General features: G+C 70.9%; 21 protein-coding genes. 15 read left to right on the top strand and 6 right to left on the bottom strand.

Annotation, left to right across the window (positions count from 1 at the left end; translation table 11 throughout):
- Window positions 1–35: 35 nt before the first annotated feature.
- The 3 genes from sepH to C1A38_RS26245 form a co-directional block, all read right to left on the bottom strand.
- Window positions 36–1,118, bottom strand: a complete 1,083-nt coding sequence (sepH, locus tag C1A38_RS26255; protein WP_102660389.1) for a septation protein SepH — start codon at window positions 1,116–1,118, stop codon at window positions 36–38.
- 291 nt (window positions 1,119–1,409) lie between these two features.
- A complete protein-coding gene (gene serC / locus C1A38_RS26250) occupies window positions 1,410–2,537 on the bottom strand; it encodes a phosphoserine transaminase (RefSeq protein ID WP_102660388.1) in 1,128 nt (375 codons plus the stop codon).
- A 340-nt stretch (window positions 2,538–2,877) separates the two neighbouring features.
- On the bottom strand, window positions 2,878–3,984 hold the full coding sequence (locus tag C1A38_RS26245) for a citrate synthase 2 (protein WP_102660387.1): 1,107 nt from the start codon (window positions 3,982–3,984) through the stop codon (window positions 2,878–2,880).
- A 279-nt stretch (window positions 3,985–4,263) separates the two neighbouring features.
- On the opposite strand from C1A38_RS26245, the gene pdxH reads away from it, so the two are divergent.
- From pdxH to C1A38_RS26215, 6 genes are all read left to right on the top strand, one after another.
- Window positions 4,264–4,890, top strand: coding sequence for a pyridoxamine 5'-phosphate oxidase (gene pdxH, locus C1A38_RS26240; protein WP_102660386.1), 627 nt, complete (start codon window positions 4,264–4,266; stop codon window positions 4,888–4,890).
- Window positions 4,887–6,182, top strand: a complete 1,296-nt coding sequence (locus tag C1A38_RS26235; protein ID WP_102660385.1) for an MFS transporter — start codon at window positions 4,887–4,889, stop codon at window positions 6,180–6,182. The genes pdxH and C1A38_RS26235 overlap by 4 nt, the downstream gene beginning before the upstream one ends.
- 38 nt (window positions 6,183–6,220) lie before the next feature.
- Entirely contained in the window at window positions 6,221–7,147 is a 927-nt protein-coding gene (locus C1A38_RS26230; protein WP_102660384.1) for an aldose 1-epimerase family protein, read from the top strand.
- 79 nt (window positions 7,148–7,226) lie between these two features.
- Entirely contained in the window at window positions 7,227–7,829 is a 603-nt protein-coding gene (locus tag C1A38_RS26225) for a nitroreductase family protein (protein ID WP_102660383.1), read from the top strand.
- A 189-nt stretch (window positions 7,830–8,018) separates the two neighbouring features.
- On the top strand, window positions 8,019–8,324 hold the full coding sequence (locus tag C1A38_RS26220; protein WP_093404142.1) for a type II toxin-antitoxin system VapB family antitoxin: 306 nt from the start codon (window positions 8,019–8,021) through the stop codon (window positions 8,322–8,324).
- 144 nt (window positions 8,325–8,468) lie between these two features.
- On the top strand, window positions 8,469–9,212 hold the full coding sequence (locus C1A38_RS26215; protein WP_102660382.1) for a DUF4230 domain-containing protein: 744 nt from the start codon (window positions 8,469–8,471) through the stop codon (window positions 9,210–9,212).
- A gap of 278 nt (window positions 9,213–9,490) precedes the next feature.
- Here C1A38_RS26215 and C1A38_RS26210 read toward each other — a convergent pair whose 3' ends face one another.
- Window positions 9,491–9,697, bottom strand: coding sequence for a PspC domain-containing protein (locus tag C1A38_RS26210; protein ID WP_043719459.1), 207 nt, complete (start codon window positions 9,695–9,697; stop codon window positions 9,491–9,493).
- 480 nt (window positions 9,698–10,177) lie between these two features.
- On the opposite strand from C1A38_RS26210, the gene C1A38_RS26205 reads away from it, so the two are divergent.
- From C1A38_RS26205 to C1A38_RS26170, 8 genes are all read left to right on the top strand, one after another.
- Window positions 10,178–11,563: an L-serine ammonia-lyase gene (locus C1A38_RS26205; protein WP_102660381.1), complete on the top strand. Its 1,386-nt coding sequence runs from the start codon at window positions 10,178–10,180 to the stop codon at window positions 11,561–11,563.
- Between the two features lie 58 nt (window positions 11,564–11,621).
- Window positions 11,622–12,449 (top strand): ABC transporter permease, encoded by an 828-nt coding sequence (locus C1A38_RS26200; RefSeq protein ID WP_043719464.1) that lies wholly within the window; start codon window positions 11,622–11,624, stop codon window positions 12,447–12,449.
- Window positions 12,449–13,195 (top strand): ABC transporter ATP-binding protein, encoded by a 747-nt coding sequence (locus C1A38_RS26195; protein ID WP_013731133.1) that lies wholly within the window; start codon window positions 12,449–12,451, stop codon window positions 13,193–13,195. Before C1A38_RS26200 ends, C1A38_RS26195 begins: the two co-directional genes overlap by 1 nt.
- Window positions 13,192–15,189, top strand: coding sequence for a DUF5941 domain-containing protein (locus C1A38_RS26190; protein WP_102660380.1), 1,998 nt, complete (start codon window positions 13,192–13,194; stop codon window positions 15,187–15,189). The genes C1A38_RS26195 and C1A38_RS26190 overlap by 4 nt, the downstream gene beginning before the upstream one ends.
- Window positions 15,190–15,203: 14 nt before the next feature.
- Window positions 15,204–17,393: a bifunctional glycosyltransferase/CDP-glycerol:glycerophosphate glycerophosphotransferase gene (locus tag C1A38_RS26185; RefSeq protein WP_102660379.1), complete on the top strand. Its 2,190-nt coding sequence runs from the start codon at window positions 15,204–15,206 to the stop codon at window positions 17,391–17,393.
- A gap of 148 nt (window positions 17,394–17,541) precedes the next feature.
- Window positions 17,542–18,843, top strand: a complete 1,302-nt coding sequence (locus C1A38_RS26180; protein WP_102660390.1) for an ABC transporter ATP-binding protein — start codon at window positions 17,542–17,544, stop codon at window positions 18,841–18,843.
- Window positions 18,844–18,978: 135 nt separating this feature from the next.
- Window positions 18,979–19,731: an HAD family hydrolase gene (locus C1A38_RS26175; RefSeq protein WP_102660378.1), complete on the top strand. Its 753-nt coding sequence runs from the start codon at window positions 18,979–18,981 to the stop codon at window positions 19,729–19,731.
- Window positions 19,728–22,106 carry a glycoside hydrolase family 65 protein gene (locus C1A38_RS26170; protein WP_102660377.1) on the top strand — a complete coding sequence of 793 codons (2,379 nt, stop codon included), beginning with the start codon at window positions 19,728–19,730 and terminating at the stop codon, window positions 22,104–22,106. Before C1A38_RS26175 ends, C1A38_RS26170 begins: the two co-directional genes overlap by 4 nt.
- 63 nt (window positions 22,107–22,169) lie before the next feature.
- Here C1A38_RS26170 and C1A38_RS32030 read toward each other — a convergent pair whose 3' ends face one another.
- Window positions 22,170–22,349 carry a hypothetical protein gene (locus C1A38_RS32030; RefSeq protein WP_013731139.1) on the bottom strand — a complete coding sequence of 60 codons (180 nt, stop codon included), beginning with the start codon at window positions 22,347–22,349 and terminating at the stop codon, window positions 22,170–22,172.
- Between the two features lie 218 nt (window positions 22,350–22,567).
- Here C1A38_RS32030 and C1A38_RS26160 point away from each other — a divergent pair, with 218 nt between their 5' ends.
- Window positions 22,568–23,236 (top strand): dienelactone hydrolase family protein, encoded by a 669-nt coding sequence (locus C1A38_RS26160; RefSeq protein WP_102660376.1) that lies wholly within the window; start codon window positions 22,568–22,570, stop codon window positions 23,234–23,236.
- 80 nt (window positions 23,237–23,316) lie between these two features.
- On the opposite strand, the gene C1A38_RS26155 is transcribed toward C1A38_RS26160, so the two are convergent.
- Entirely contained in the window at window positions 23,317–24,498 is a 1,182-nt protein-coding gene (locus C1A38_RS26155; protein ID WP_102660375.1) for an AI-2E family transporter, read from the bottom strand.
- Window positions 24,499–24,580: the final 82 nt, after the last annotated feature.

The following is a 24,580-nucleotide window of genomic DNA, read 5'->3' as shown; positions in this document are numbered from 1 at the left end:
GCAGGGTGGGGTGTGGCGGGAAGGGCCCGGGGGGGTTAGGAGGATTCGCGGGCGGCGGGGCCGGTGCCGAAGAGGACGTCGTCCCAGCTGGGCAGGCGCTTGCGGGGCTTGCTGCCGGGCTCGGTGGAGTCGGCTGCGGCTGCGGCCGGCGTGTTGGTGCGGCGAGGGCGCAGCACCGCCAGCGACGGCACGGCCGGCACCTCCTTCGGCGCGTCCGCGTCGTCGTCGAAGGCCGAGCCCTGACCACCGCCGAGCAACGCCGCAGCGCCACCGGAGACCGCCCGCTGCCGGGGCGAATCCGGCGGTCCGGCAAGTGCGGCCGGGGTACGCGGCTCGAGACCGCGACCCGACGTCGAGCCGAGCGGCCGATCGAGCGAGGCGAGCAGGGCGTCCCGGCCGGCCCGGATCGGGTCACGGCCGGTACGGCCCGACTCGGCCGGCGTCGGCAGCCCGTGGCCACCCCGACTCGGCTCGCCGCGCGAAGGACCGGGCAGCGCGTGGCCACCCCGCTCCGGCGCCGGCTCCTGGCCGAGGATCGGCGTGGGGCGTTCGGCGCAGAGGTACTGCGCCATGTCGTCGTGCGGCGTCACCGACTGACGGGTCTTGTCCAGATTCCAGACCGCCTGCGCGGTGGCCTTGCCGGACGGCCAGGTGGCGACGATCCGCCAGGTGCCGTCGTCGCGACGCCACGCGTCCCAGGAGATCTTCTCGGTGTCGATGCCGTGCTGGGCGAGCCGTCCGTTGACCACCTCGGCCAGCGGGGTCGGCTTCTCGGCACCCTTGAGTCGGGTACGCCGAGCGTGCTGGGCGAGCATCGCCCGCTCCTGAAGCACGGGGCCGGCGTAACGGAGCACCCGGTCGACCGGAACGCCCGCGATGCGGGCGACGTCCTCAGCGGACTCGCCGGAACGGATCCGGGCCTGAATGTCCCGAGGGGACAGCGACGGCACCGGGTCGGCGGTGGTCGGTGCCACCGCGAGCGTCGGTGCACCCGGCTCGGCGTGCAGCACTCCGGCGACGCGCTCGTCGATGGGCAGGGCGAGCAGGCGCCCGACCTCGTCGGCGAGCACCAGGGCCTGGCCGTCCTCGGAGAGGGCGACGAAGCGTACTGGGCGCATCGCGTTGCCTCCGTCCCGCTTCGCTGGCCGTACGCCACGAGCCGGCCACCCGGGGCGTTGAGGACCACGGTACGCCCATCCGGGTCCTGGTGGGAGACGCCACGCCCGGGCAACTCGTGCTGAGCAGCCTTCTTCGGTGCTGGTGAGAGCTGTGTGGCCGGTCAGTCGCCGACCGCCGACCGCAACGGTACGACAGCGCACGGCACTGCCGCAGCGCGGCCGGTCCGCTCAGCGTAATGGGCCCGGCGACCACACGGGGTGGTCGACCGGGCCCATTGTCTCAACGTCGGGTCAGAGCCGCTCGACCACGTAGTCGATGGACGCGGTCAGCGCCTCCACGTCGGCCGGCTCGACGGCCGGGAAGAGCGCGATGCGCAGCTGGTTGCGGCCCAGCTTGCGGTACGGCTCGGTGTCCACGATGCCGTTGGCACGCAGCGCCTTGGCGATCGCGGTGGCGTCCACCCCGTCGGCGAAGTCGATGGTGGCGACCACGTTGGAGCGCAGCGCCGGGTCGGCGACGAACGGGGTGGCGACGGCGGAGCGCTCGGCCCAGCCGTACACGATGCCGGCGCTCTCGGCCGTGCGCTTGGCCGCCCAGGCCAGCCCACCCTGGGAGTTCATCCAGTCGGTCTGCTCGGCGGCCAGGAAGATGGTGGCCAGCGCCGGGGTGTTGTAGGTCTGCTCCAGCCGCGAGTTGTCGATCGCGGTGACCAGGTCCAGGAAGGCGGGGATGTACCGGCCGGAGGCCTTGACCTCGGCGGCCCGCTCCAGCGCGGCCGGCGACATCAGGGCCAGCCACAGGCCACCGTCGGAGCCGAAGCACTTCTGCGGCGCGAAGTAGTAGACGTCGGTCTCGCCGACGTTGACCTCCAGGCCGCCGGCGCCGGAGGTGGCGTCGACAAGCAGCAGCGAGTCCGGGTCGGCACCGGCCACCCGGTTGATCGGCACCGCGACACCGGTCGAGGTCTCGTTGTGCGGGGTGGCGTACACGTCCACGCCGGCCTCGGCGACCAGGGTCGGCGCGCTGCCCGCGTCCGACTTGCGGATCGTGGGCTCACCGAGGAACGGGGCGTCCTTGACGGCCTTGGCGAACTTCGCGCCGAACTCGCCGAAGTTGGCGAACTGTGCCCGGTCGCGGATCAGGCCGAAGGTCGCCACCTCCCAGAACGCGGTGGTGCCCCCGTTGCCGATGATCACCTCGTAGCCCTCGGGCAGGGAGAAGAACTCGGCGATGCCGGAGCGCAGCCGGGCCACCTGGTCGCGGACGGTCTTCTGCCGGTGCGAGGTGCCCAGGTAGCTGGTGGCCACCTCGGCGAGCGCGGAGACCGCCGCCGGACGGACCTTGGACGGCCCGCAGCCGAATCGGCCGTCGGCGGGCTTGATCTCGTCGGGAATCCGGATGGTCGGAGCGTCAGCCACGGTTTTCAAGATCCTTCCGCATGGGTCGGGGCCCGGTTGAGCAGGTGGGAGTGGACCGATCGGCGTGCGCGTGTGGGTGCGTGATCGCACCCTCCGGCGGCACTGCCGCCTTCATCCTCGCACCCGCTGGTACCCCTCCGGGCGCTCGTCTCACCCCGAACCGTGAGTCGTCCGCCACAGCCCGTGGCCTGGCCCACATCGGTGTCGGCCACGGGCGTACGTCGACGATCCGCGCGCCCACGACCCGGCTGGCCGCTGCGGCGCCACAAGCCGGGAACGGGGTGTTAAGAGGGGGCCCCTCCTCTACCGGAAACGTTAAGAAGGGGCCCTTCCTTACACCTCAGACGCCGTGGGGGACGGCGTCCCAGCCGTCGACCTCGTGCGGCTTGCGCGGGCCCGGCCCGACGTAGCGGGCGGAGGGCCGGACCAGACGCTGGAGCTTCTTCTGCTCCAGGATGTGCGCGCTCCAACCGCCCATCCGGGCGCAGGTGAACATGGAGGTGAACATGTGCGCCGGTACCTCGGCGAAGTCGAGGACGACCGCGGACCAGAACTCGACGTTCGTGGCGAGCACCCGGTCCGGTCGGCGGGCCTGCAACTCGGTGAGCGCCGCCTTCTCCAGCGCCTCGGCAACCTCGAACCGGGGGGCACCCAACTCCTTGGCGGTGCGGCGCAGCACTCGGGCGCGCGGGTCCTCGGCCCGGTACACCCGGTGGCCGAAGCCCATCAGCCGCTCGCCCCGGTCGAGGACGCCCTTGACGTAGCTCTCGGCGTCACCGCTGCGCTCGACCGCCTCCAGCATGCTGAGCACCCGCGAGGGCGCGCCGCCGTGCAGCGGGCCGGAGAGCGCGCCGATGCCCGAGGAGATGCAGGCGGCGGCGTCCGCGCCGGTGGAGGCGACGATCCGGGCGGTGAAGGTGGAGGCGTTCAGGCCGTGCTCGGCGGCCGAGATGAAGTACGCGTCGACGGCCTTGACGTGCCGGGGGTCGGGCTCGCCACGCCACCGCTTCATGAAGCGCTCGACCACCGTCGAAGCCTTGTCGATCTCCTTCTGCGGCACCGCCGGCAGGCCGAGACCCCGGGCGGACTGGGCGACGAAGGACAGCGCGGTGACCGAGACCCGGGCGAGATCCTCGCGGGCCTGCTCGTCGGAGATGTCGAGCATCTGCTGCAGACCCCAGTACGGGGCGAGCATCGCCACGGCGGACTGCACGTCGACCCGGATGTCGCCGGAGTGCACCGGCACCGGGAACGGCTCGGCCGGCGGCAGGCCGGGCCCGAACCGGCCGTCGACAAGCAGGGCCCAGACGTTGCCGAAGGAGACCTGGCCGATCAGATCCTCGATGTCGACCCCGCGATAGCGCAGCGCACCGCCCTCACGGTCGGGTTCGGCGATCTCGGTTTCGAACGCTACGACGCCTTCGAGTCCGGGTTTGAAATCGGCCATCTCACTACTCCTGGTGTGTGGTCGGTGCGCCCGCCCTGGGCTCGATACCCGGCCCCGGCCGGGTGAGCGCCTTCGGCGACCCTCTCCGGATGTGTTCGTGACATCTTGCCTGCTGGTAACCGGGTGTGCGACCCACTGTCGATGTGCTGCACGCGACATCCCCGGATGAGCCGCCCGTCATCGGTTCGGCGAGACTTGACCGTACGGGCTGGTCGGGGGCGGATCCGCCGGAAGGACAGGGGAGGACACGTGACGGGGGACACACCACCGCCATCGGGCATGCGCCACGAGTACACGGCCGGCTCCGGGCTGGTCGAAGCCGACCTGGCCGGCGACTGGTGCACCCAGTTCGATCGCTGGTTCGCCGAGGCGGTGGCCGCCGAGCTGCCGGAGCCGAACGCCATGGTGGTGGGCACCGCCGACGCCGCCGGTCGGCCGAGCGCCCGCACCGTGCTGCTGAAGGGGTACGACCACCAGGGCTTCGTCTTCTTCACCAACTACCGGTCCCGCAAGGGCGCCGAGGTGGCTGTCAACGCGTACGCCAGCCTGGTGTTTCCCTGGTTTCCGATACAACGGCAGGTGATCGTGACCGGGTCGGTGGAGCGGATCGACCGGGCCACGACCGAGGAGTACTTCGCCAGCCGGCCGCGTGGCTCGCAGCTCGGCGCGTGGGCCAGCACCCAGTCGTCGGTGCTGCCGGACCGGGCCGCGCTCGACGACTCCTACCGGGCGGCGGCGCAGCGCTTCGCCGAGGTGGAGCCGATCCCCGCCCCGGAGCACTGGGGTGGCCTGCGGGTACGCCCCGACTCGGTGGAGTTCTGGCAGGGGCGGGCCAGCCGGCTGCACGACCGGCTTCGGTTCCGTCGTACCGACACCGGCTGGGTCGTGGAGCGGCTGGCCCCGTGACCTCGAAAGACACCTCCCGGCCGCGTGAGCAGCGCCGCTGGGCGATCGACCTGCGCCCACTGCGGGTGCCGGCTTACCGGCGACTGTGGGTCGGTAACGCCATCGCGATGTTCGGGTTCCAGTTCACCGCGGTCGCCGTACCGGTGGAGATGTACGCGCTGACCGAGGACTCGCTCTGGGTCGGGCTGCTGGGCGTGGCTGCCTTCGTACCGTTGCTGGTCTTCGGGTTGTGGGGCGGCGCGGTGGCCGACGCCCTCGACCGGCGTCGGGTGCTGCTGGGCGGCTCGGTGCTGCTCTGGGTGTCCGTCCTGGGGTTGTTGGTGCAGGCCCTGCTGGGTGTCGGCAGTCCGATGCTGCTGCTGGCGCTTGTGGCGTTGAGTTCGGTGTCGTTCGCGATCGCCAGTCCGGCCCGCGCCGCGCTGGTCGGCCGGCTGGTACCTGTCGAACTGGTGCCCGCCGCCACCACGCTGAACTTCACCACGGCGATGGCCACCTCGGTGCTCGGCCCGCTGGCCGCGGGTCTGATCCTCGCCGTCTTCGAGCTAGGGATCGCGCTGCCCGTCGCGTACGGCCTGGACGCCACCCTGCTCGTCGCGCTGGTCTGGGCGGCGCTGCGACTGCCCGCGATGCCGCCCGAGCCGGACCCGGACGGTGCTCCCCGGCAGGCCGGGCTGCGCAGCATCGCCGACGGCGTCCGCTACCTGGCCGGCGCGCCGGTGCTGCTGCTCTCCTTCGCGATCGACCTGATCGCGATGGTGTTCGCCTTTCCCCGGGCGCTCTTTCCCGAGGTGGCGACCGAGCGGTTCGGTGGCGGCGCGGCGGTGGGCTGGCTGTACAGCTCGATCGCCATCGGGTCGCTGCTCGCCGGCCTGTTCTCCGGCTGGATCGGTCGGGTCCGCCGGCAGGGGCTGGTGCTGGTGCTGGCGGTCGTCGGCTGGGGCGTCGCGGTGGCGTTGGCCGGGCTGGCCCGCCAGCTCTGGCTGGTCGTCGCGCTGCTGGTGCTGGCCGGCGCAGCCGACCTGGTCAGTTCGGTGGTACGGCAGTCGATGCTGATCGTGTACGCCCCGGACCGGATGCGTGGGCGGCTGCAAGGGGTCAACACCGTCGTGGTGGCCGGCGGGCCGCGCCTGGGTGACCTGCGGGCGGGCGCCATGGCGGCCGGTTTCGGCAGCGGTGTGGCCTGGGTGGGCGGTGGTCTGGCGGCGGCGGTGCTGGCGGTGTTGCTCGCCGTGGCGTTCCCCGCGCTGACCCGCTACCGGGCATCGGTCCAGACCGGTGACCGCCGACCGTAGTGAGCGCAGAGCCCACCTGGGAGCTAGGGTCTGGCGACATGGATAGCCCTGAGCCGCGTCCCCTCTCCGGGGCACAGTGGACCATTGCCGCCGCCGGTCACGAGGCGGTCATCGTCGAGGTGGGTGGCGGGCTGCGCACCTACCGCCAGGACGGCGTCGAGCACGTCGACGGGTACGCCACCGACGAGATCTGCCCCGGTTCGGCAGGTCAGGTGCTCGCGCCCTGGCCCAACCGGATCCGGGACGGGGCCTACACCTTCGACGGGCAGTCGTTGCAGCTCAACATCACCGAGCCGGAGCGGAACACCGCCATCCACGGCCTGGTCAACTGGTCGTCCTGGCACCTGATCGAGCAACGGCCGGACGAGGTCACGATCGGCTTCGACCTGCCGCCACAGCCGGGATACCCGTGGCCGCTGCGACTGCGTACCCGCTGGAGCGTCGGGACCGAAGGGCTGCGCGGTGAGCACGAGGTGACCAACATCGGTGTCGAGCCGGTGCCGTTCGGCTTCTCGGTGCATCCGTACCTGCGCCTGCCCGGGGTGCCGGTGGAGGAGATCGCGTTGCAGGTGCCCGGGCGGACCCGGATGCTTGTGGACGGGCGGTTGCTGCCGGTCGGCGTTACCCCGGTGGCCGGCACCGAGTACGACTACACCGAGCCGCGGCGCATCGGCGACGCGGTGCTGGACCACGCCTTCGGTGAGGTGACCCGGGACGACGACGGTTCGGCGGTGACGCTGCGCGGCCCGGACGGGTCCAGCGGGCTGAGCATCTGGGCGGACGCCCAGTTCGGCTGGTGGCAGGTCTACACGGGCGACACACTGACCGGTGAGCGGTTCCGGCGGTCGGTGGCGGTGGAGCCGATGACCTGCCCGCCGGACGCGTTCCGGTCCGGTCGGGACCTGATCGTCCTGGCACCCGGCGAGACCTGGCGGGGTGCCTGGGGAATCCGGCCCGGAGTCTGAACGGACGTCGACCGGCCGTCCCGACGTCGACCGGCCGTCCCGACGTCGGTCGGCCCGGCCCAGCATCGAGGAGAGACAGGTGGAGTTCGCGGACGTAGTCCGGCGACGCCGGATGGTGCGTAACTACGACCCGGACCGCCCGGTCCCGCCGGAAGTCGTGGACCGGTTGCTGGACCACGCCGTGCGGGCCCCGTCCGCCGGGTTCTCCCAGGGCTGGGGATTCCTGGTGCTGGAGGAGCCGGCGGACCGCGAGCGGTTCTGGGCGGCCACCACCCCGGAGGACGGCGGTACGGGCCGCTGGCTGGCCGGGATGCGCCGCGCTCCGCTGATCGTGGTGCCGCACGCCAACCGCTCGGTCTACCTCGATCGGTACGCGGAAGCGGACAAGGGCTGGGCGGACCGCTCGACGGACCGCTGGCCGGTGCCCTACTGGTACATCGACACCGGGTTCGCCGCTCTGCTGATGATGCTGACGGCGGTCGACGAGGGACTGGGTTCCTGCTTCTTCGGGATTCCGCCGCAGCGGCTGGAGCCCTACCGGGAGGCGTTCGGTGTGCCGGAGGAGTACCACCCGATCGGGGCTGTCACTGTCGGTTATCGCGCACCCGACCATCGGTCACCCTCACTGCGTCGAGGTCGTCGTCCGGTGGACGAAGTGGTCCGCCGCGGACGGTGGAGCTGACCCGTACGGGTGGTTTCGTCCTGTTGGGAACCGGACTACCGGTAGCGAAACTGGCACCAGGGAGCAGAACGTGAAGTGCGGGGGGCCGCTACGCTGGCACCGACATCGGCGCCGCGGGTCGCGGCACCGTGCCGCGACCCGCGTCGGCGTCGTGGTACGACCCGGGCAGGGGGAGGGGAGCGTGCCGTCGTGATCTTCAGAGCGGTCCGGGACGGGCGTCCCTACCCGGAACACAACCTGACACTCAAGCAATGGGCCGAGATCCCACCTCGCCCACTGCGTCTCGACCAGCTCATCACCACCAAGCGCGAGTTGGCGCTGGACAAGCTCCTCGCCGAGGACTCGACCTTCTACGGTGACCTGTTCCCGCACGTGGTGCAGTGGAACGGTGGTCTCTACCTGGAGGACGGCCTGCACCGCGCGCTGCGCGCCGCGCTGCAACAGCGCAACCAGATCCACGCCCGGGTGTTCGTGCTGGCCGAAGCGGTGGAGTGACCCGTCGGTCTCCCAGCGTCGGGCAGCTGACATTCATGCGGCCTGACCTGCGCAGACACGCGATCGGGTGACTCGGCGAGCGGCTGTCGTACGGGGGGCTTACCGTCATCACAGACAACGCGTCTGACAAGGACGGTGAGGGCGATGGCACGCGACGGCGACATCAACGAGCCCACCAGCAGGTTCCCCGACTCTGACCTGCACCCGGACGACCGGTCCGATGTTCCGCCCCCGCCGCCGTCGAGCGGCGGTGCCGCACGGGCACTGCTCTGGGTGCTCGGCGCGGCGGCGCTCGCCGTGGTGGTGCTGCTCGGCGTGCAGACCACCGGGATCCTGCCCGAGTTCCGCAATCCCTTCAGCAAGGAGCAGACTGACCGCAGTCAGCCGGCGCTGCTGGAGTCGATGCAGGATCTCAGCCGTTACGTGGCCGCCGAGGGCAACTTCCAGGTCGTCGTCGACCTTCAGAACGACCGCCGAAACGTGCCGGACTGGCTGCTCAACCAGCGCACGCTCTTCGTCGGAGCGGGCAGCGTCGAGGCGTACGTCGACTTCGGCACCCTCACCGAGGGGGCGATCGTGCAGTCGGCCGACGGCAAGTCCGTCGAGATCAAGCTGCCCGCGCCGCAACTCGCCAAGACCAACCTCGACCTGGACAAGAGCTACGTCTTCGCGGAGGAGCGGGGCCTGCTCAACCGGGTCGGTGACCTGATCGGCGGTGACCCGAACCGGCAGCAGCAGGTCTACCAGCTCGCCGAGGACCGGATCACCGCCGCGGCGCGGGACAGCGGGTTGGCTGCCCGGGCCGAGGAGAACACCCGCAAGATGCTGGTGGGCCTGCTCGGTTCCCTCGGCTTCGAGCACGTCACCGTCACCTACGTGGCCCCCTGACCCCCTGACCCGTTGCCCCACCGCCCGACTCATCCGGCCGGAGGCAGCAACTTCGGGGAAGTTGTTGCCTCCGGTCCCCGTTTGGCGGCACTTTCCCCGAAGTTGCTCGTGCCCCGCGTGTTCGTGCCCCCGCGTGTTCCTGCCCCGCGTGTTCGTGCTCCGCGTGTTCGTGCCCCGCGTGTTCGTGCTCCGCGTGTTCGTGCCCTGCGGGTGGGTGCCTCGCGGGTGGGCACCCTGCGGGTGGGCGCCTCGGGGGCGAGAGCCCGGCGTGGGGGAGGTCAGCGGGCGGTTGCCAGGTAGCGGTCTTCGTTGGGCATGATGATCCACAGTGCCAGGTAGATGATCACCTGGGTGCCGGGCAGCAGCAGCGACAGCAGGAACAGCAGCCTGACCATCCCGGCCGACATGCCGAAACGCTGGGCCAGGCCGGCGCAGACACCGGCGAACATGCGCCCCTGCCGGGGCCGAACAAGCTTGCGACTCATCGTGGTAGTTCCCCTCTGCGGCGATCCGCCGCTCTTGGCATCAACGCTAGGGCCAGGACCGGCCCCCGCCCTCCGTCCCCAGAACGAACCTTCCCCAGCCCACCCGTAGGTACATACCCGCGCCCTCCTCTCTATCCCCACCCCTACCCGCGCCCCCCTCCCAGCACGCCTCTCCCCGCACCCCGCGCTCCCCACCCCTGCTCGTCGATCATGGAGTTTTGGTCGGGGCATAAGGGGTGTAGCGGGTGTAATCGGCGACCAGAAGTGCAAGATCGACGGGGAAGGTCCCCGCCTGTGGTCCGCCCGCTGCGTGTGGGGTGTGAGGGTGAGGGGAGGGAGGGAGGCTGGGTGGGTGGGGGTTAGGGTCGGTGGGTTGGGCGTCCGTATCGGGGCGCTGGCGGCCGGCCTTGGGGACGAGGGCGGTGACGATCTTCATCGTCTGTTGACCGGTGATCCCGGCGCAGGGCGAGAGGTGTAGGCATGATCAGTGTGTTCGACCTGTTCAGTGTGGGCATCGGGCCGTCCAGCTCGCACACGGTGGGGCCGATGCGGGCGGCGCGTACGTTCGTTCACGGGCTCAAGGGCGATGGTCGGCTCAGCGAGGTGAGTCGGGTACGGGCCGAGCTGTTCGGGTCGCTCGGCGTCACCGGGCACGGCCACGGCAGCGACCGGGCGGTCCTGCTCGGCCTGGCCGGTGAGGTGCCCGAGACGGTGGACACCGACACCGTCGACACTCGGGTGACGGAGATTCGGGCGCAGCGGCGGCTGGCGCTGCTCGGCACGCACGAGATCGACTTCGACCCGGATCGGGATCTTCTGCTGCATCGTCGCCGGTCACTGCCGTATCACCCGAACGGAATGATCTTTTCGGCGTACGACGGGAGCGGAACAGAGGTCAGGACGCGCACCTACTATTCGGTTGGTGGTGGGTTCGTCGTCGACGAGGCGGCGGCGGGTGCCGACCGGATCAAGCCGGACAGCACCGAGGTCCGTCATCCCTTCGGCACCGGGGCGCAACTGCTCGACGTGACCGCCTCGACCGGGCTGTCCATCAGCGAGGTGATGCTCGCCAACGAGTTGTCCTGGCGGTCCGAGGCGGATGTGCGGGCCGGGCTGTTGGACATCTGGCGGGTGATGCAGGAATGCGTCGAGCGTGGCTGCACTCGCGACGGCACGCTGCCGGGCGGGTTGAAGGTCCGCCGCCGCGCCGCCGAACTACGCCGCAGCCTGGAAGCAGACGCCGCCGCGCGGGCGGGGCGGGCAGTCGATCCGCTGTACGTGATGGACTGGGTGACGCTGTTCGCCTTGGCGGTCAACGAGGAGAACGCGGCTGGTGGGCGGGTGGTGACCGCGCCGACCAATGGTGCGGCGGGGATCATTCCGGCGGTGCTGCACTACTACACGCGGTTCGTGCCGGGGGCCAGCACGGACGGGGTGGTGCGGTTCCTGCTCGCGGCCGGCGCGATCGGGGTGTTGTTCAAGGAGAATGCCTCGATCTCCGGCGCGGAGGTGGGCTGCCAGGGCGAGGTCGGCTCGGCCTGCTCGATGGCTGCCGCCGGGTTGGCCGAGGCGTTGGGTGGTACGCCGGCGCAGGTGGAGAACGCCGCGGAGATCGGCATGGAACACAATCTCGGGTTGACCTGCGACCCGGTGGGCGGCCTGGTGCAGATACCGTGCATCGAACGTAATGCGGTGGCTAGCATCAAGGCGATCACCGCTGCCCGGCTGGCCCTGCGCGGTGACGGGGTGCACGCCGTATCGCTCGACAAGGTCATCAAGACCATGCGGGAGACCGGCGCCGACATGAAGGTCAAGTACAAGGAGACGGCGCGCGGCGGTCTCGCGGTAAACGTGATCGAGTGCTGAACGGACGAAGTTCATCGACTGCTAACCTGTCGTCCGTTCAGTAGGCGGGAGAACGACGGTGACCTCTGGCGTGGGGGCGTTGTGGTCGCACCGCAACTCGCTGCGCATCCTGGTCCGGCGTGATCTCGCGGTCAAGTACCAGCAGTCGGTGCTTGGCTACTTCTGGTCGTTGATCGAGCCGCTGGGGATGGGCGCGATCTACTGGTTCGTCTTCGGCGTGCTGTACTCCCGGGACACCAACCGACACCTGGGCGAGGCCGCCGGGTCGTACCCGCTGTTTTTGATCACCGGGATCTTCGCCTGGATGTGGACCAGCTCGGCGTTGAGCGAGGCGACCAACGCGTTGACCGGCCAGTCCCGGCTGATCACCACGATGAACGTGCCCCGGCAGGTGTTTCCGATCGGCCGGGTGGTCGGTCGGTTCGCCGAGTACGCCGCCGGCCTGCCGATTCTGGCCGGCATCGCGATCTGGTACGCCGCCGACGGCAAGATCCATCCGGGTTGGTCGCTGCTGGCCCTGCCGTTGGCGGTGCTGGTGCAGGCCACCCTGCTGATCGGGGTGGCGTTGCTGCTGTCCGCGTGGAACGTGCTGATGCGCGACGTGGAGCGGTTCATGCGGCTGGTCATCCGGGTGCTGTTCTACGCCAGCCCGATCATCTATCCGCTGAGCCTGGTCCAGGGCTCCGGCCTGCCGGGCTGGCTCAAGCTGGGCTACGAGCTCAACCCGCTGGTCGGCATCTTCCAACTGCACCACTCGGTGTGGTACCCGGACGAGTTCCCGTCAGCCCGGATGCTGGCCACCACCGTGGGTATCAGTCTGCTGCTGCTCGTCGCCGGCTGGTGGTCGTTCCGTCGGCTCGAACCCGCCGTGCTCAAGGAACTCTGATGGGCGAATCGATCATCGAGGCGGAGGGTCTCGGCATCCGGTTCGTCCGCAACCGTCGGCGGCAGCTGCGGCTGCGGGAGCTGCTCATCCACCGGGGTCGGCGCAGCGCGAGCGACGGCCAGTTCTGGCCGCTACGCGACCTGACCTTCTCGATCGCGCCCGGCGAGACCGTCGGCGTGATCGGCCGCAACGGCACCGGCAAGAGCACCCTGCTGCGGCTGATCGCCGGGGTGCTGATTCCCGACGAGGGGCGGATCAGGGTTTCCGGCGACGTCGCGCCGCTGCTGGAACTCTCCGCCGGCTTCTCCAACGACCTCACCGGGCGGGAGAACCTGTACCTGGTGGGCGGGCTGCACGGGCTGTCGTCGGGCTACCTGAAACGGCACTTCGACGAGATCGTCTCGTTCGCCGGTGAGCAGGTGGAACGGGCCATCGACACGTCGGTGCGGCACTACTCGTCCGGAATGAAGGTCCGGCTGGGTTTCGCCATCATCTCCCACCTGCCGCACCCGATCCTGCTGATGGACGAGGTGACGGCGGTCGGGGACGCCGAGTTCCGCGCGAAGTGCTACACGACAATCGATCGTCTGCTCGGGGAGGGGCGCACTCTGGTGCTGGTGTCACACAACGAAAAGGACCTGACCCGGTTCTGCCGTCGAGGACTCTTCCTCGACGCGGGCCGGCTGAGCGTGGACGGCACGATCGCCGAGGCGCTGGCCGCGTACCACGACGCGGTTCCCCGGTGACGCTCGCGATCGTGCTCGCTGCCGGCTCGCCGGCCGCGAGCCTGCCGGCGGGCGATGGTACGGCGCTTGTCGACCGGCTTGCCGCGCAGTGGCGGGCGGCCGGCGTCACCGACGTGCGGTTCGCGGCCGACCTTGACGAGTTGGCCGACCTGGCTGGCGGGTCGACGGGCCCGGTGGTGGTCAGCGGTGCCGACCTGGTCGCGCACACCGCCGTACTGCGGCATCTGGTGACCAGCCCGGTCGGGCCGACGGTGGCGTTGGTGCTCACCGACCCGCCCGCCGGTGGCCGCACGACGGTCCGCGAGGAGCGCGGCCAGGTGGTCGACGCGGGGCCGGCGCACCGGCTCGACGGCGAAGCCACCGGCATCTTCGGTGGCGCGGTGCGGGTCGGCCGGGACGACCTGCCCGCGCTGGTGGCCGCGGCCCGGGCCGCCGCCACCGGCCGGCTGGCCGACGTGGCCGCCGGGCACGGGGACGGTGGCGGTCCGCGCGTCGAGCCGCCGGGGCCCGCCGTGGACCAGGTCTTCACCGGGCTCACGGCTCAGGGTGTGCTGGTCTTCGCCCAGCGGGTACGCCTGCTTGTGGCGCACCGGGTCGACGACGAGAGCGGGCTGTCCGGGGCGCGGGCCGAGGTTGCCGAGGTGGACGAGGACCGGGCCGAGTTGCGGCTGTCGGTCAAGGAGAAGGACGACTTCTTCACCACGTACTTCGTCAGCACCTGGTCCCCGTACGTCACCAAGGCGGCGGCCCGGTTGGGGTTGAGCCCGACCGGGGTGACGATGCTGTCGGTGGCGTTCGCGGTGGCCGCGGCTGCGTTGTTCGCCAGCGGTGGCCGGCTCGCCCTGGTCACCGGCGGGGTGCTGCTCTATCTCGGGTTCGTGCTGGACTGCGTGGACGGCCAGTTGGCCCGCTACACCCGCAACTTCAGCGCCTGGGGCGGCTGGCTGGACACCATGGCCGACCGGGCCAAGGAGTACGTGGTCTACGCCGGCCTCGGCTGGGGCGCCACGGCGGCCGGGGTCCGGTACGGGTGGGCTCTGGCGATCGCCGCGATGACGTTGCAGACCGTACGACACATGACCGACGCGTGGTACGGCGTGCTGCACGACGAGGCGGCCCGCCGGCCGAAGGCGGTCGGCACCGGCGGTGGCGGCATCGGTGACCGGCTCAACGCCGCGTCCACCAAGGTGCAGGCCGACACCGGTTCGCTGTCGTACTGGCTCAAGCGCACGGTGGTCTTCCCGATCGGGGAACGGTGGGCGCTGATCGCGCTGGCCGCGGCACTGTTCAACCAGCGGATCGCGCTGCTGGCGGTACTGACCTGGGGTGTGCTGGCGTTCGCGTACACCGGGGCGCTGCGTACGCTGCGGGCCCGGTGGATGTGGGTGCCGGTGCTGGACACGCTCGACGCCACCCTGCACCGCGACGACGGCCCGCTAGCCGCCCGGTTCCCGGTGGCCCGCCGGCCGGGACCGTTGGTGCTGGCGCTGCTGGCCGTGTTGCCGACGATTCTCGTGCTGCTGGCCACCTGGGGCTACGGCGAGGCGTACCCGAGATGGACCGTGCTGCTCGCGTTGGTGGGGTTGCTGCTCGCGGCCGGCGGTGCCGGTGCGGCGCACAACGGGCCGCTGGACTGGCTGGTGCCGGCGGCGCTACGGGCCGGTGAGTACCTGTTCGCCATCGCCGTCGGGGTGATCGGTCAGGCGCCCGCCTGGCTGATCTTCGGGTACGTCTTCGTGCTTACCCTGCACCACTACGACCTGGTGGCCCGGCTGGAGAAGCGGCAACCGGCACCGCCGCTGCACCCGGCGACCCTCGGCTGGGAGGGGCGGTCGGTGCTGCTGGCGGTGGCGGCGATAGCCGGAATTGCGAGTATTGGTCTGGCTACACTCGGTATCTACCTGTTGGTGCTTTTCGTGGCAAGTGTGGTGCTGGCCTGGTTCGTCCGACCGGCGCGGGTGCCGGCGGGTGCCGGGAGGAGCACGACAATCTGACGGAGGCCGGGACGATGACGCTCATCAGCTTCGTCGTCCCGGCCTACCGCGTCCAGGGCTACCTGCGGGAGTGCCTGGACTCGATCCTCGCCCAGCCGGTCACCGACATCGAGGTGATCGGGGTCGACGACTGCTCGCCCGACGCCAGCGGCGACATCCTCGACGAGTACGCGGCCCGCGACGACCGGGTACGCGCCGTCCGGCTGGACCGCAACCTCGGGCTCGGACCGGCCCGCAACGCCGGGTTGGACCGGGCCGTCGGCGAGTACGTCTGGTTCGTCGACGGAGACGACTGGCTGGTGCCCGACTGCCTGGTCGAGGTGGCCGAGCGGCTGCACACCACCCGGCCCGACGTGCTGCTGGTCGACCACGTCCGCACGCACTGGGACGGCACGGTCACCCGCAGCGCGATGGCCGAGGTGTTCCCGGAGCCGACCGGGCCGATCACCTTCCGGCTGCGGGACCGACCGGAGACCCTGGAACTGCTGCACACCGCCTGGAACCGGCTGGTCCGGCGGCAGTTCCTGGCCGAGATCGGGCTGCGCTTCGCCCCCGGCTGGTACGAGGACGTCTCGTTCAGCTATCCGGTGCTGCTGGCCGCCGACCGGATCGGCGTGCTCGACACGGTCTGCGTGAACTACCGGCAGCGGCGGGCGGGGGCGATCACCAAGACCCAGGGTGAGCGGCACTTCGAGGTCTTCGAGCAGTGGCACCGGGTGTTCCGGGAGGCCGACCGGTTCGACGCCGGGCAACTGCGGGCGGCGCTGTTCGAGCGGATGATGTGGCACTACCTGACGGTGCTCGGCAACGAGAACCGGGTCCCGGCGGAACTGCGGCCGACCTTCTTCGCCCGGGTGACGATCGACCACGCCCGTTTCCGGCCGCCGGGCGGCCACCGGATTCCCCCCGGGGTGGAAGGGCTCAAACACCGGCTGGTGGCGGCCGGGCAGTGGCGGACGTACTCGGCGTTGCGCGCCACCAGCCGGACGGGGGAGAAGGCCCGCCGGGCCGCCGGGCGGGTCAGGCGCCGGGTGGTGCCGCCGGCCCGGGCCACCGTACGGGCGGCTCGGGACGTCGCGCTGTACGGCTACCACCGTGCCGAAGCGCGTCGCCCGTTGGACGAGAACCTCGCCGTCTATGCGGCCTACTGGTATCGCGGTTACGCCTGCAACCCGGCGGCGATCTACGAGGCGGCCCGGCAACTGGTGCCGGAGATCCGAGGTGTGTGGATCGTCCGCCGGGACCGGGTGCACACGTTGCCCGAGGGCGTCGAGTACGTGGTGGCCGGCACTCCCGCGTACCACCGGGTGCTGGCCCGGGCGAAGTGGCTGATCAACAACGTCAACTTCCCGGACTCGGTGCGCAAACGGCCGGGTTCGGTGCACGTACAGACCCACCACGGCACCCCGGTCAAGGTGATGGGCCTGGACCAGCAGCGCTATCCGTTGGGCGCGGTCGGGATGGACTTCGCCGGCCTGCTGCGCCGGGTGGACCGCTGGGACTACAGCATCACCGCGAACAGCTTCTCCACCCAGATGTGGGAGCGGGCCTATCCGGCCGCGTACACCACATTGGAGGTGGGTTACCCGCGCAACGACCGTCTGGTCGCCGCGCCCCCCGAGGAGGTGTTGCGGCTGCGCGCCCAGTTCGGCGCCGGCCTCGGCGAGCTGGTCGTGCTGTACGCCCCGACGCACCGGGAGCACCTGCCCGGCTATCGGCCACCGTTCGACCCGGAACGGGTGCTCGACGCGATCGGCCCGTCCGGGCTGCTACTGATGCGCAGCCACTACTTCCACGACCGCGACCGGCGAGCGTGGCCGCCCGCGGGTCGGGACCGCATCATCGACGTCAGCGCCCATCCCGAGGTCGAGGAGCTTTACCTCGCGGCCGACGTGCTGGTCACTGACTATTCCTCGGCGATGTTCGACTACGCGGTGCTGGACCGGCCGATCGTCATCTACGCGCCGGACTGGGACGCGTACCGGCTGACCCGGGGGGTCTACTTCGACCTGCTCGCCGAGCCGCCCGGGCCGGTGGCGCGGACCTTTCCCGAGTTGCTGGACGTGTTGCGGGCAGGGCAGTCCGACTCCGTCGCGGCCGACCACACCCGGGCGCGGTTCCGGGACAGATTCTGTGCGTTGGAGGACGGGCAGGCCGCGCAGCGGGTGGTTCGTCGGGTTTTCCTCGGTGACATCTCCGGCTGAGTCTGGAAAATTCAGTCGATAGCCGCTACTCGATGGAACGTAATACGTCTGTCACGACCGGAACATCACACGTTTACCCGATGTGCGACCGACATGATCCTGGTCACAGTCATTGCCGGGTTCGGCAGACGAGGTGGGGGAGGAGACGGTGAGCACCGTCGCGCTCAAGGATGTCACGAAGGTCTTCCGAGACGGCACGGTCGCGGTGGACAGCATCAATCTCGACGTCAACGACGGAGAGTTCATGGTGCTGCTCGGGCCCTCCGGCTGTGGCAAGTCGACGGTGCTGCGCATGGTCGCCGGGTTGGAGGAGCCGACCTCGGGGGCGGTGATGCTCGACGGGGAGGTGTCGAACGACCTGCCGCCCCGGGAGCGCGGGATCGCCATGGTCTTCCAGGACTTCGCGCTCTACCCGCACATGAGCGTCGGTGACAACATCGCCTTCCCGCTCAAGCTCGCCGGCGTCGAACCGGCCCCGCGAGGCGAGCGGGTCACCGACGTGGCAAGCGCCCTCGGCATCGGTGACGTGCTGGCACGACGCCCGAGCCAGCTCTCCGGCGGGCAGCGGCAGCGGGTCGCGATGGGCCGGGCCATCGTGCGCCGTCCGAAACTGTTCCTGATGGACGAACCACTGTCCAACCTCGACAGCGGACTGCGCGCGGAGTTGCGGGCCGAGATCTCCGGCCTGACCCGCGAGCTGGGGGTCACCACCATCTACGTGACGCACGACCAGGCCGAGGCGCTGACCATGGCCGACCGGGTCGCCATCATGCGCAAGGGCGTCCTCCAGGACGTGGGCACCCCGACCCAGGTGTACGGCCGCCCGGCCACCCTCTACGTCGCCGCCTTCCTGGGCAGCCCGCGGATGAACCTGCTGGAGGCGTCGGTCTACGTCCACCTCGACCGGTACGTCACCCTCACCCTCGGGGAGCAGGCGCTCTACCTGCCGTGGGACGACATCCGCAGCCGTGCGGTGGCGCACTACCACGGCGAGCGGATCGTGGTCGGTATGCGGGCCGAGGCGCTCACCCCGGTCGCCCCCGACGCACCGGGCGACGTCCTCCAGGGCCGGATCCGCTACCTGGAACACCACGGGCACGAGTCGTTGGCCTTCCTCGACATCGGCGCGACCGCGATCGTGGTGGACGAGGTCGGCGCGCCGCCGGACAGCGACACCCCGCTCGGTCAGCGCGGCCTGCGCCGCTTCGGCCAGGTGATGCAGCGGTTCACCGGCCGGGCCCCGGTGCCGGAGGCGAACCCGAACAGCGGCGGCCAGGCCAGCGTCCTTGCCGATCCCGGCCGGCACCACCGCCGCCCGGCCGAACTGGCGGTCCGGCTCGCGCCGTACCCCGCCGTCTCTGCCGGTCACCCACTGGCCATCAAGGTACGCATGGACGCCCTGCACTTCTTCGACGAACGCGGCGCCCGCATCGACGTCGGCTGGCGCTGAGGGTGCAAGGAAGGGCACCTTCTTAACGCCTGCGGTAGAGGAAGGGCCCCCTGTTAACACGGCTCGATGACCGGGCGGCGCGCCGGGTTGGGCGAAGTACGTTTGCCGGGCGGTGACCGTGGATAGATTGGTGCGGTGCTCGGCCTGCCGGATCATGTGACCGCGTGTCTCTTCGACCTGGATGGTGTGCTCACGCAGACCGCCCGGGTGCACAACGCCGCGTGGACCGAGACGTTCGACGACTTCCTGCACCGGCACGCCGACGCCAGCGGCGAGCCGTACCAGCCCTTCGACCCGGGACCGGACTACCACCGCTACGTCGACGGGCGGCCCCGCCTCGACGGCGTGCGCACCTTCCTCGCCTCGCGGAACATCACCCTTCCTGAGGGCACGGCCGAGGACCCGCCGGGCGCGCAGACCGTGCACGGGATCGGCAACCAGAAGAACGCCCTGGTGGTGGAGCGGATCCGCAGCGTAGGTGTCGACGTCTACCCCGGTTCGGTGGCGTACCTGAAGGCGGTGGCCGCGGCCGGGCTGCGTCGCGCGGTCGTCACGGCCAGCGCCAACGGCCGGGAGGTCATCGCCGCCGCCGGGCTCGAACCGCTGCTGGAGGAACGGGTGGACGGACTGACAGCACGGGCCGAGGGGTTGCGCGGCAAGCCGCATCCGGACACCTTCCTCGCCGGTGCGAAGCTGCTCGGCGTCGAGCCGGAGCAGGCGGCCGTCTTCGAGGACGCGCTCGCCGGAGTCGAGGCCGGTCGGGCCGGCGGCTTCGGGTACGTGATCGGGGTCGACCGGGCCGGGCAGGCCGACGAGTTGCGCGCCCACGGCGCCGACGTGGTCGTCACCGACCTGGCTGAACTGCTCGAAGCCGGACGGCCCGAGTGATCCGGGAGCGGGCGTACCCGGTCGAGCCGTGGCACGTCCGGGAGACCCAGCTCGACGTGGACGTGCTCGCCCAGTCCGAATCGGTCTTCGCGCTCTCCAACGGGCACGTCGGGCTGCGCGGCAACCTGGACGAGGGCGAGCCGCACGGGCTGCCCGGCACGTACCTCAACTCGTTCTACGAGCTGCGTCCCCTGCCGTACGCGGAAGCGGGTTTCGGTTTTCCCGAGTCCGGCCAGACCATCGTCAACGTGACAAACGGCAAGCTGATCCGGCTGCTTGTCGACGACGAGCCGCTGGACGTGCGCTACGGCGAACTGCTCGCCCACGAAAGGGTCCTCGACCTGCGGGCCGGCACCCTGCACCGGACCCTGCACTGGCGCTCGCCGGCCGGCCGGGAGGTGCGGGTGCACAGCACCCGACTGGTCTCCTTCCGACAGCGGTCGGTGGCCGCCATCCGCTACGAGGTGGAGGTCGCCGACGACCGGCCGCTGCGGCTGATCATCCAGTCGGAGCTGGTGGCCAACGAAGCCCTGCCGCCGCAGAGCCGGGACCCCCGGGTCGCCGCCGTGCTGGAGTCGCCCCTGCAGGCCGAGGAGGAGCTGACCACCTCCGACGGCGGGCTGCTCATCCACCGCACCAAGGTCTCCGGGCTACGGGTCGCTGCGGCGATGGAGCACGAGGTCGACTCACCGTCGCGCACCACGATCGAGTCCGAGGGGTACGAAGACTGGGTGCGGACCACCGTCGGCTGCGTGCTGGAGCCGGGCCAGCGGCTGAGTGTGGTGAAGTACCTGACCTACGGCTGGTCCAGCCGGCGTTCGCTGCCCGCCCTGCGCGACCAGGTGGGTGCCGCCCTGGCCGCCGCGAAACTCGACGGCTGGGACGGGCTGGTCCGCGAGCAGCGGGAGTACCTGGACGAGTTCTGGGACGCCGCCGACGTGGAGATCGACGGCGATCCGGAGGTCCAGCAGGCCGTCCGGTTCGGGCTGTACCACGTGCTCCAAGCCGGCGCCCGCGCGGAACGCCGGCCCATCGCCGCGAAGGGTCTCACCGGCCCGGGGTACGACGGGCACGCGTTCTGGGACACCGAGATGTTCGTGCTGCCGGTGCTGACGTACACCCATCCGGCGGCCGTGCGCGACGCGCTGTTCTGGCGATTCTCGACCCTGGAACAGGCGCACGAGCGGGCCCGCACACTCAACCTGGCCGGGGCGGCCTTTCCCTGGCGGACCATCGAAGGTCCCGAGTCGTCGGGCTACTGGCCGGCCGGCACGGCTGCCTTCCACATCGCGGCCGGCATCGCCGACGCGCTGCGACGCTACGTGCTGATCAGCGGCGATCAGGAGTTGGAACGCGAGATCGGGCTGACCCTGCTGGTGGAGACCGCCCGGCTGTGGCGCTCCCTCGGGCACCACGACCGCAACGGTCAGTTCCACATCGACGGCGTGACCGGCCCCGACGAGTACACGGCCGTCAAGAACGACAACATCTACACCAACCTGATGGCACAGCGGAATCTGCGCGTCGCCGCGGACGTGGCGATGCGCTACCGCGACGACGCCTTCCACCTCGGGGTCACCGACGAGGAGGCCGCCGCGTGGCGGGACGCCGCCACGGCCATGCACATTCCGTACGACGACGAGATCGACGTGCACCAGCAGGTCGAGGGCTTCACCCGGTTGCAGGAGTGGGACTTCGCGCACACCCCGCAGGACAAGTACCCGTTGCTGCTGCACTACCCGTACTTCGACCTGTACCGCAAGCAGGTGGTCAAGCAGGCCGACCTGGTGCTGGCCATGCACTGGCGGGGTGACGCGTTCACCGACGAGGAGAAGCTGCGCAACTTCCTCTACTACGAGCGGCGTACCGTCCGGGACTCGTCGCTGTCGGCCTGCACCCAGGCGGTGCTGGCGGCCGAGGTCGGCTACCTGGAACTGGCGCACAGTTATCTGCGCGAGGCAGCGCTGATGGACCTGCACGACCTGAACGAGAACACCCGCGACGGCGTGCACATGGCGTCGCTGGCCGGCGCGTGGATCGCGTTGGTCGCCGGCTTCGGTGGGCTACGGGACCACGACGGCGTACCCTCGTTCGCCCCGCGTCTGCCCACCCGGATCGGCCGGTTGGCGTTCTCGCTCGAGTGCCGGGGACTCCGGCTACGGGTGACCGTACGACCGCACGAGACGACGTACGTCCTGCACCACCACACCGATCCGGACGCCACCATGGAGGTACGCCACCACGGCGAATCGGTGCAGGTCACCTCCGGGGAGCCGGTGACCCTGCCGATTCCCCCGCCGCCGGAGAACCTGCCCCCGGTGGAGCAGCCTCCCGGCCGGGCCCCGCTGCTCCGCCTGCCCGAGCACCTGCCTTGAGCCCCTGATCTGGGCCCGTGCCCTGAGCCCGTGCCCTGAGCGGAGGGCCGGCGGTGCGGCCGGTCAGATCGGTTCGCCCTGCGAAGGGCGTCCGGTGGGGTCGTGGGGTGTTCGGGCCCGAGGGTCGTCGGCCGACCGTGCCTGGGCAGCCTCGTCCGCCCAGTCCCGACCACGCGGGGCATCCTGCTTCTGCCGCTCACGTTCGGCGGCCTGGTCGACGGGCTCACGGTGATGATGCGGCATGACGGTCCTCGCGATCTGGTCGCCGGTACCCGATGGCACCGGTCCGTCTGCGGTCCCGCGACGGCTACCCGACCCGACCCCCGGCAAACGCTCGCGAGCGTCGGCGTGGTGACCGCCCGGCGGGGTATGCCTGTCGTACGCGACATCGGCGCCTGCGGGGTGGGCCGGTCCCGGCGACGCCTGCGGATATCGGCTCGGCATTGATCGGGAGGATGACGATGGACGTTCGGGGCAACGCGGTGACGATCCCGGCTGGTGGGGCCGACCTGCCGGCGGACCTGCTGATTCCGGCCCAGCCGGTGGGCGCGGTGCTGTTCGCGCACGGTAGCGGAAGTTCGCGGCACAGTCCCCGCAACGTCGCCGTGGCCAGGTCGCTGAGTGCGGGCGGGCTCGGCACCGTACTTGTCGACCTGCTCACCCCGGCGGAGGCCGAGGCGGACGCCGTCACCGCCGAACTACGCTTCGACATCGACCTGCTGTCCCGCCGACTGGCCACGATCGTGGACTGGCTGGCCTCGGAGCAGCCCTTCGACACGGCCCGGATCGGCATCTTCGGTGCCAGTACGGGTGCTGCCGCCGCCCTCGTCGCGGCGGCCCGACGGCCCGAGCAGGTGTACGCCGTGGTGTCCCGAGGCGGTCGTCCGGATCTGGCGGGAGCCGCGCTCGGCCAGGTGCGCGCCCCCACCCTGCTGCTCGTCGGCGGCCTCGACGAGCCGGTGATCTCGCTCAACCGGCACGCGCTGGACCAGCTGACGGCCCCGGCCGACCTGCGGGTGATCCCCGGTGCGACGCACCTCTTCGAGGAGCCCGGCACCCTGGAACAGGTGGCCGAGGCTGCGGCCGACTGGTTCCACGACCACCTGCACCCTCAGCTCTCCCCGGCCTGACACCATCGCGGCCCCCGTGCCCGTCGTCGACAGCGTGTCGTCCCACTTGACGCTTGCGCGGCGACGGGAGTGCGGGCGTCTCAGCCGGGTGCGGGATCTGCGGTGGCCGGGGGGTCGTCGGGTGCCGGAGGTGCCGGTCGGGCTGCTGCGGCGGCCTCTCGTTGGCGCTGCACGCTGTCGATGATCCGCCAGGCGACGGCGGCGATCGGCACCGCGACGAAGGCCCCGGCTATGCCGGCGATGAGGGTGCCGGCGGTGACCGCCAACAGGATCACCACCGGGTGCAGTCGTACCTGACGCTTCATCACCAGCGGTTCCAGCAGGTTTCCCTCGATCTGCTGCACGGCGATCACCGCAGCCAGGGTGAGCAGCGCCGTGGTGGGACCGTTGGCGGCGAGCGCCACCAGCACCGCGACCGCGCCGGCCACGGTCGCGCCGATGATCGGCACGAACCCGCCGATGAACGTGATCAAGGCCAGGGGAAAGGCCAACGGTACGCCGAGAAGGACCAGTGCCAGGCCGATGCCGATCGCGTCGATGGCCGCGATCAGCATGGTGCCTCGGGTGTACGACCCGAGCGTGCGCCAACCGACCCGGCCCGCCTCGGCGGCGACGTCCCGGTTCGGCCCGGTCATCCGGCGCAACGTCCAGTGCCACATCCCCCGGCCGTCCTTGAGCAGGAAGAACAGCAGCACCAGGGCGAGCAGGGCGGAGCCGAACACCTCGGTCACGGTGCGCGCGCTGGCGACCGGGTCGACCTCCTGCTCGGTGGCCGCCTTGCGTAGCTGGTCGAGCAGACCGTCGAGCTGTTGATCGGTCACCGGCAGGGTGGAGGTGATCAGATCCCGGGTGCGCCCGAGGCCCTGCTGCAGTTCATCACCCAGTTCGCTGAACTGGTTGGCGGTCAGGTTCCACACAAGTACCCCGAGACCACCCAGGATGCCGAGCAGCAGCAGGACGGTGAGCAGGGCGGCCAGCGAGGCGGGCAGCCGCAGCCGGCGGAGCGCGAGTTGCACCGGGTCGAGCAGCGCGGCGAGGAAGAAGGTGGCGGCCAGCGCGATGGCCAGCGGTGTGACCAGCAGGGTGATCCGCGCCAGCAGGTAGAGCCCAGCGGCGATCACCACCAGGCAGGCGCTCCACACCACGGCGGTGCGCACCAGCCAGGGCAGGGCCGCCCACGTCTGCCGCGGCCCGGCTGCTGCCGCTACCGCCCGGTGCGCCGCCTCATCGGGCTCACGCCCGGCACCCCCCGCTGCGACCACGTCGCCCTCCTCGCGTCCGCGAGGTCCTACCCACACACCCTCCCCCCAACACCCCCGTCCCACCCCGCTCCGCCTTCGCCCG

This window comes from Verrucosispora sp. ts21 (assembly GCF_002879555.1).
Lineage (GTDB): Bacteria > Actinomycetota > Actinomycetes > Mycobacteriales > Micromonosporaceae > Micromonospora > Micromonospora gifhornensis.
Note: the sequence above shows the minus strand (reverse complement) of the source record. Positions and strands in the feature narration are given on the sequence as shown.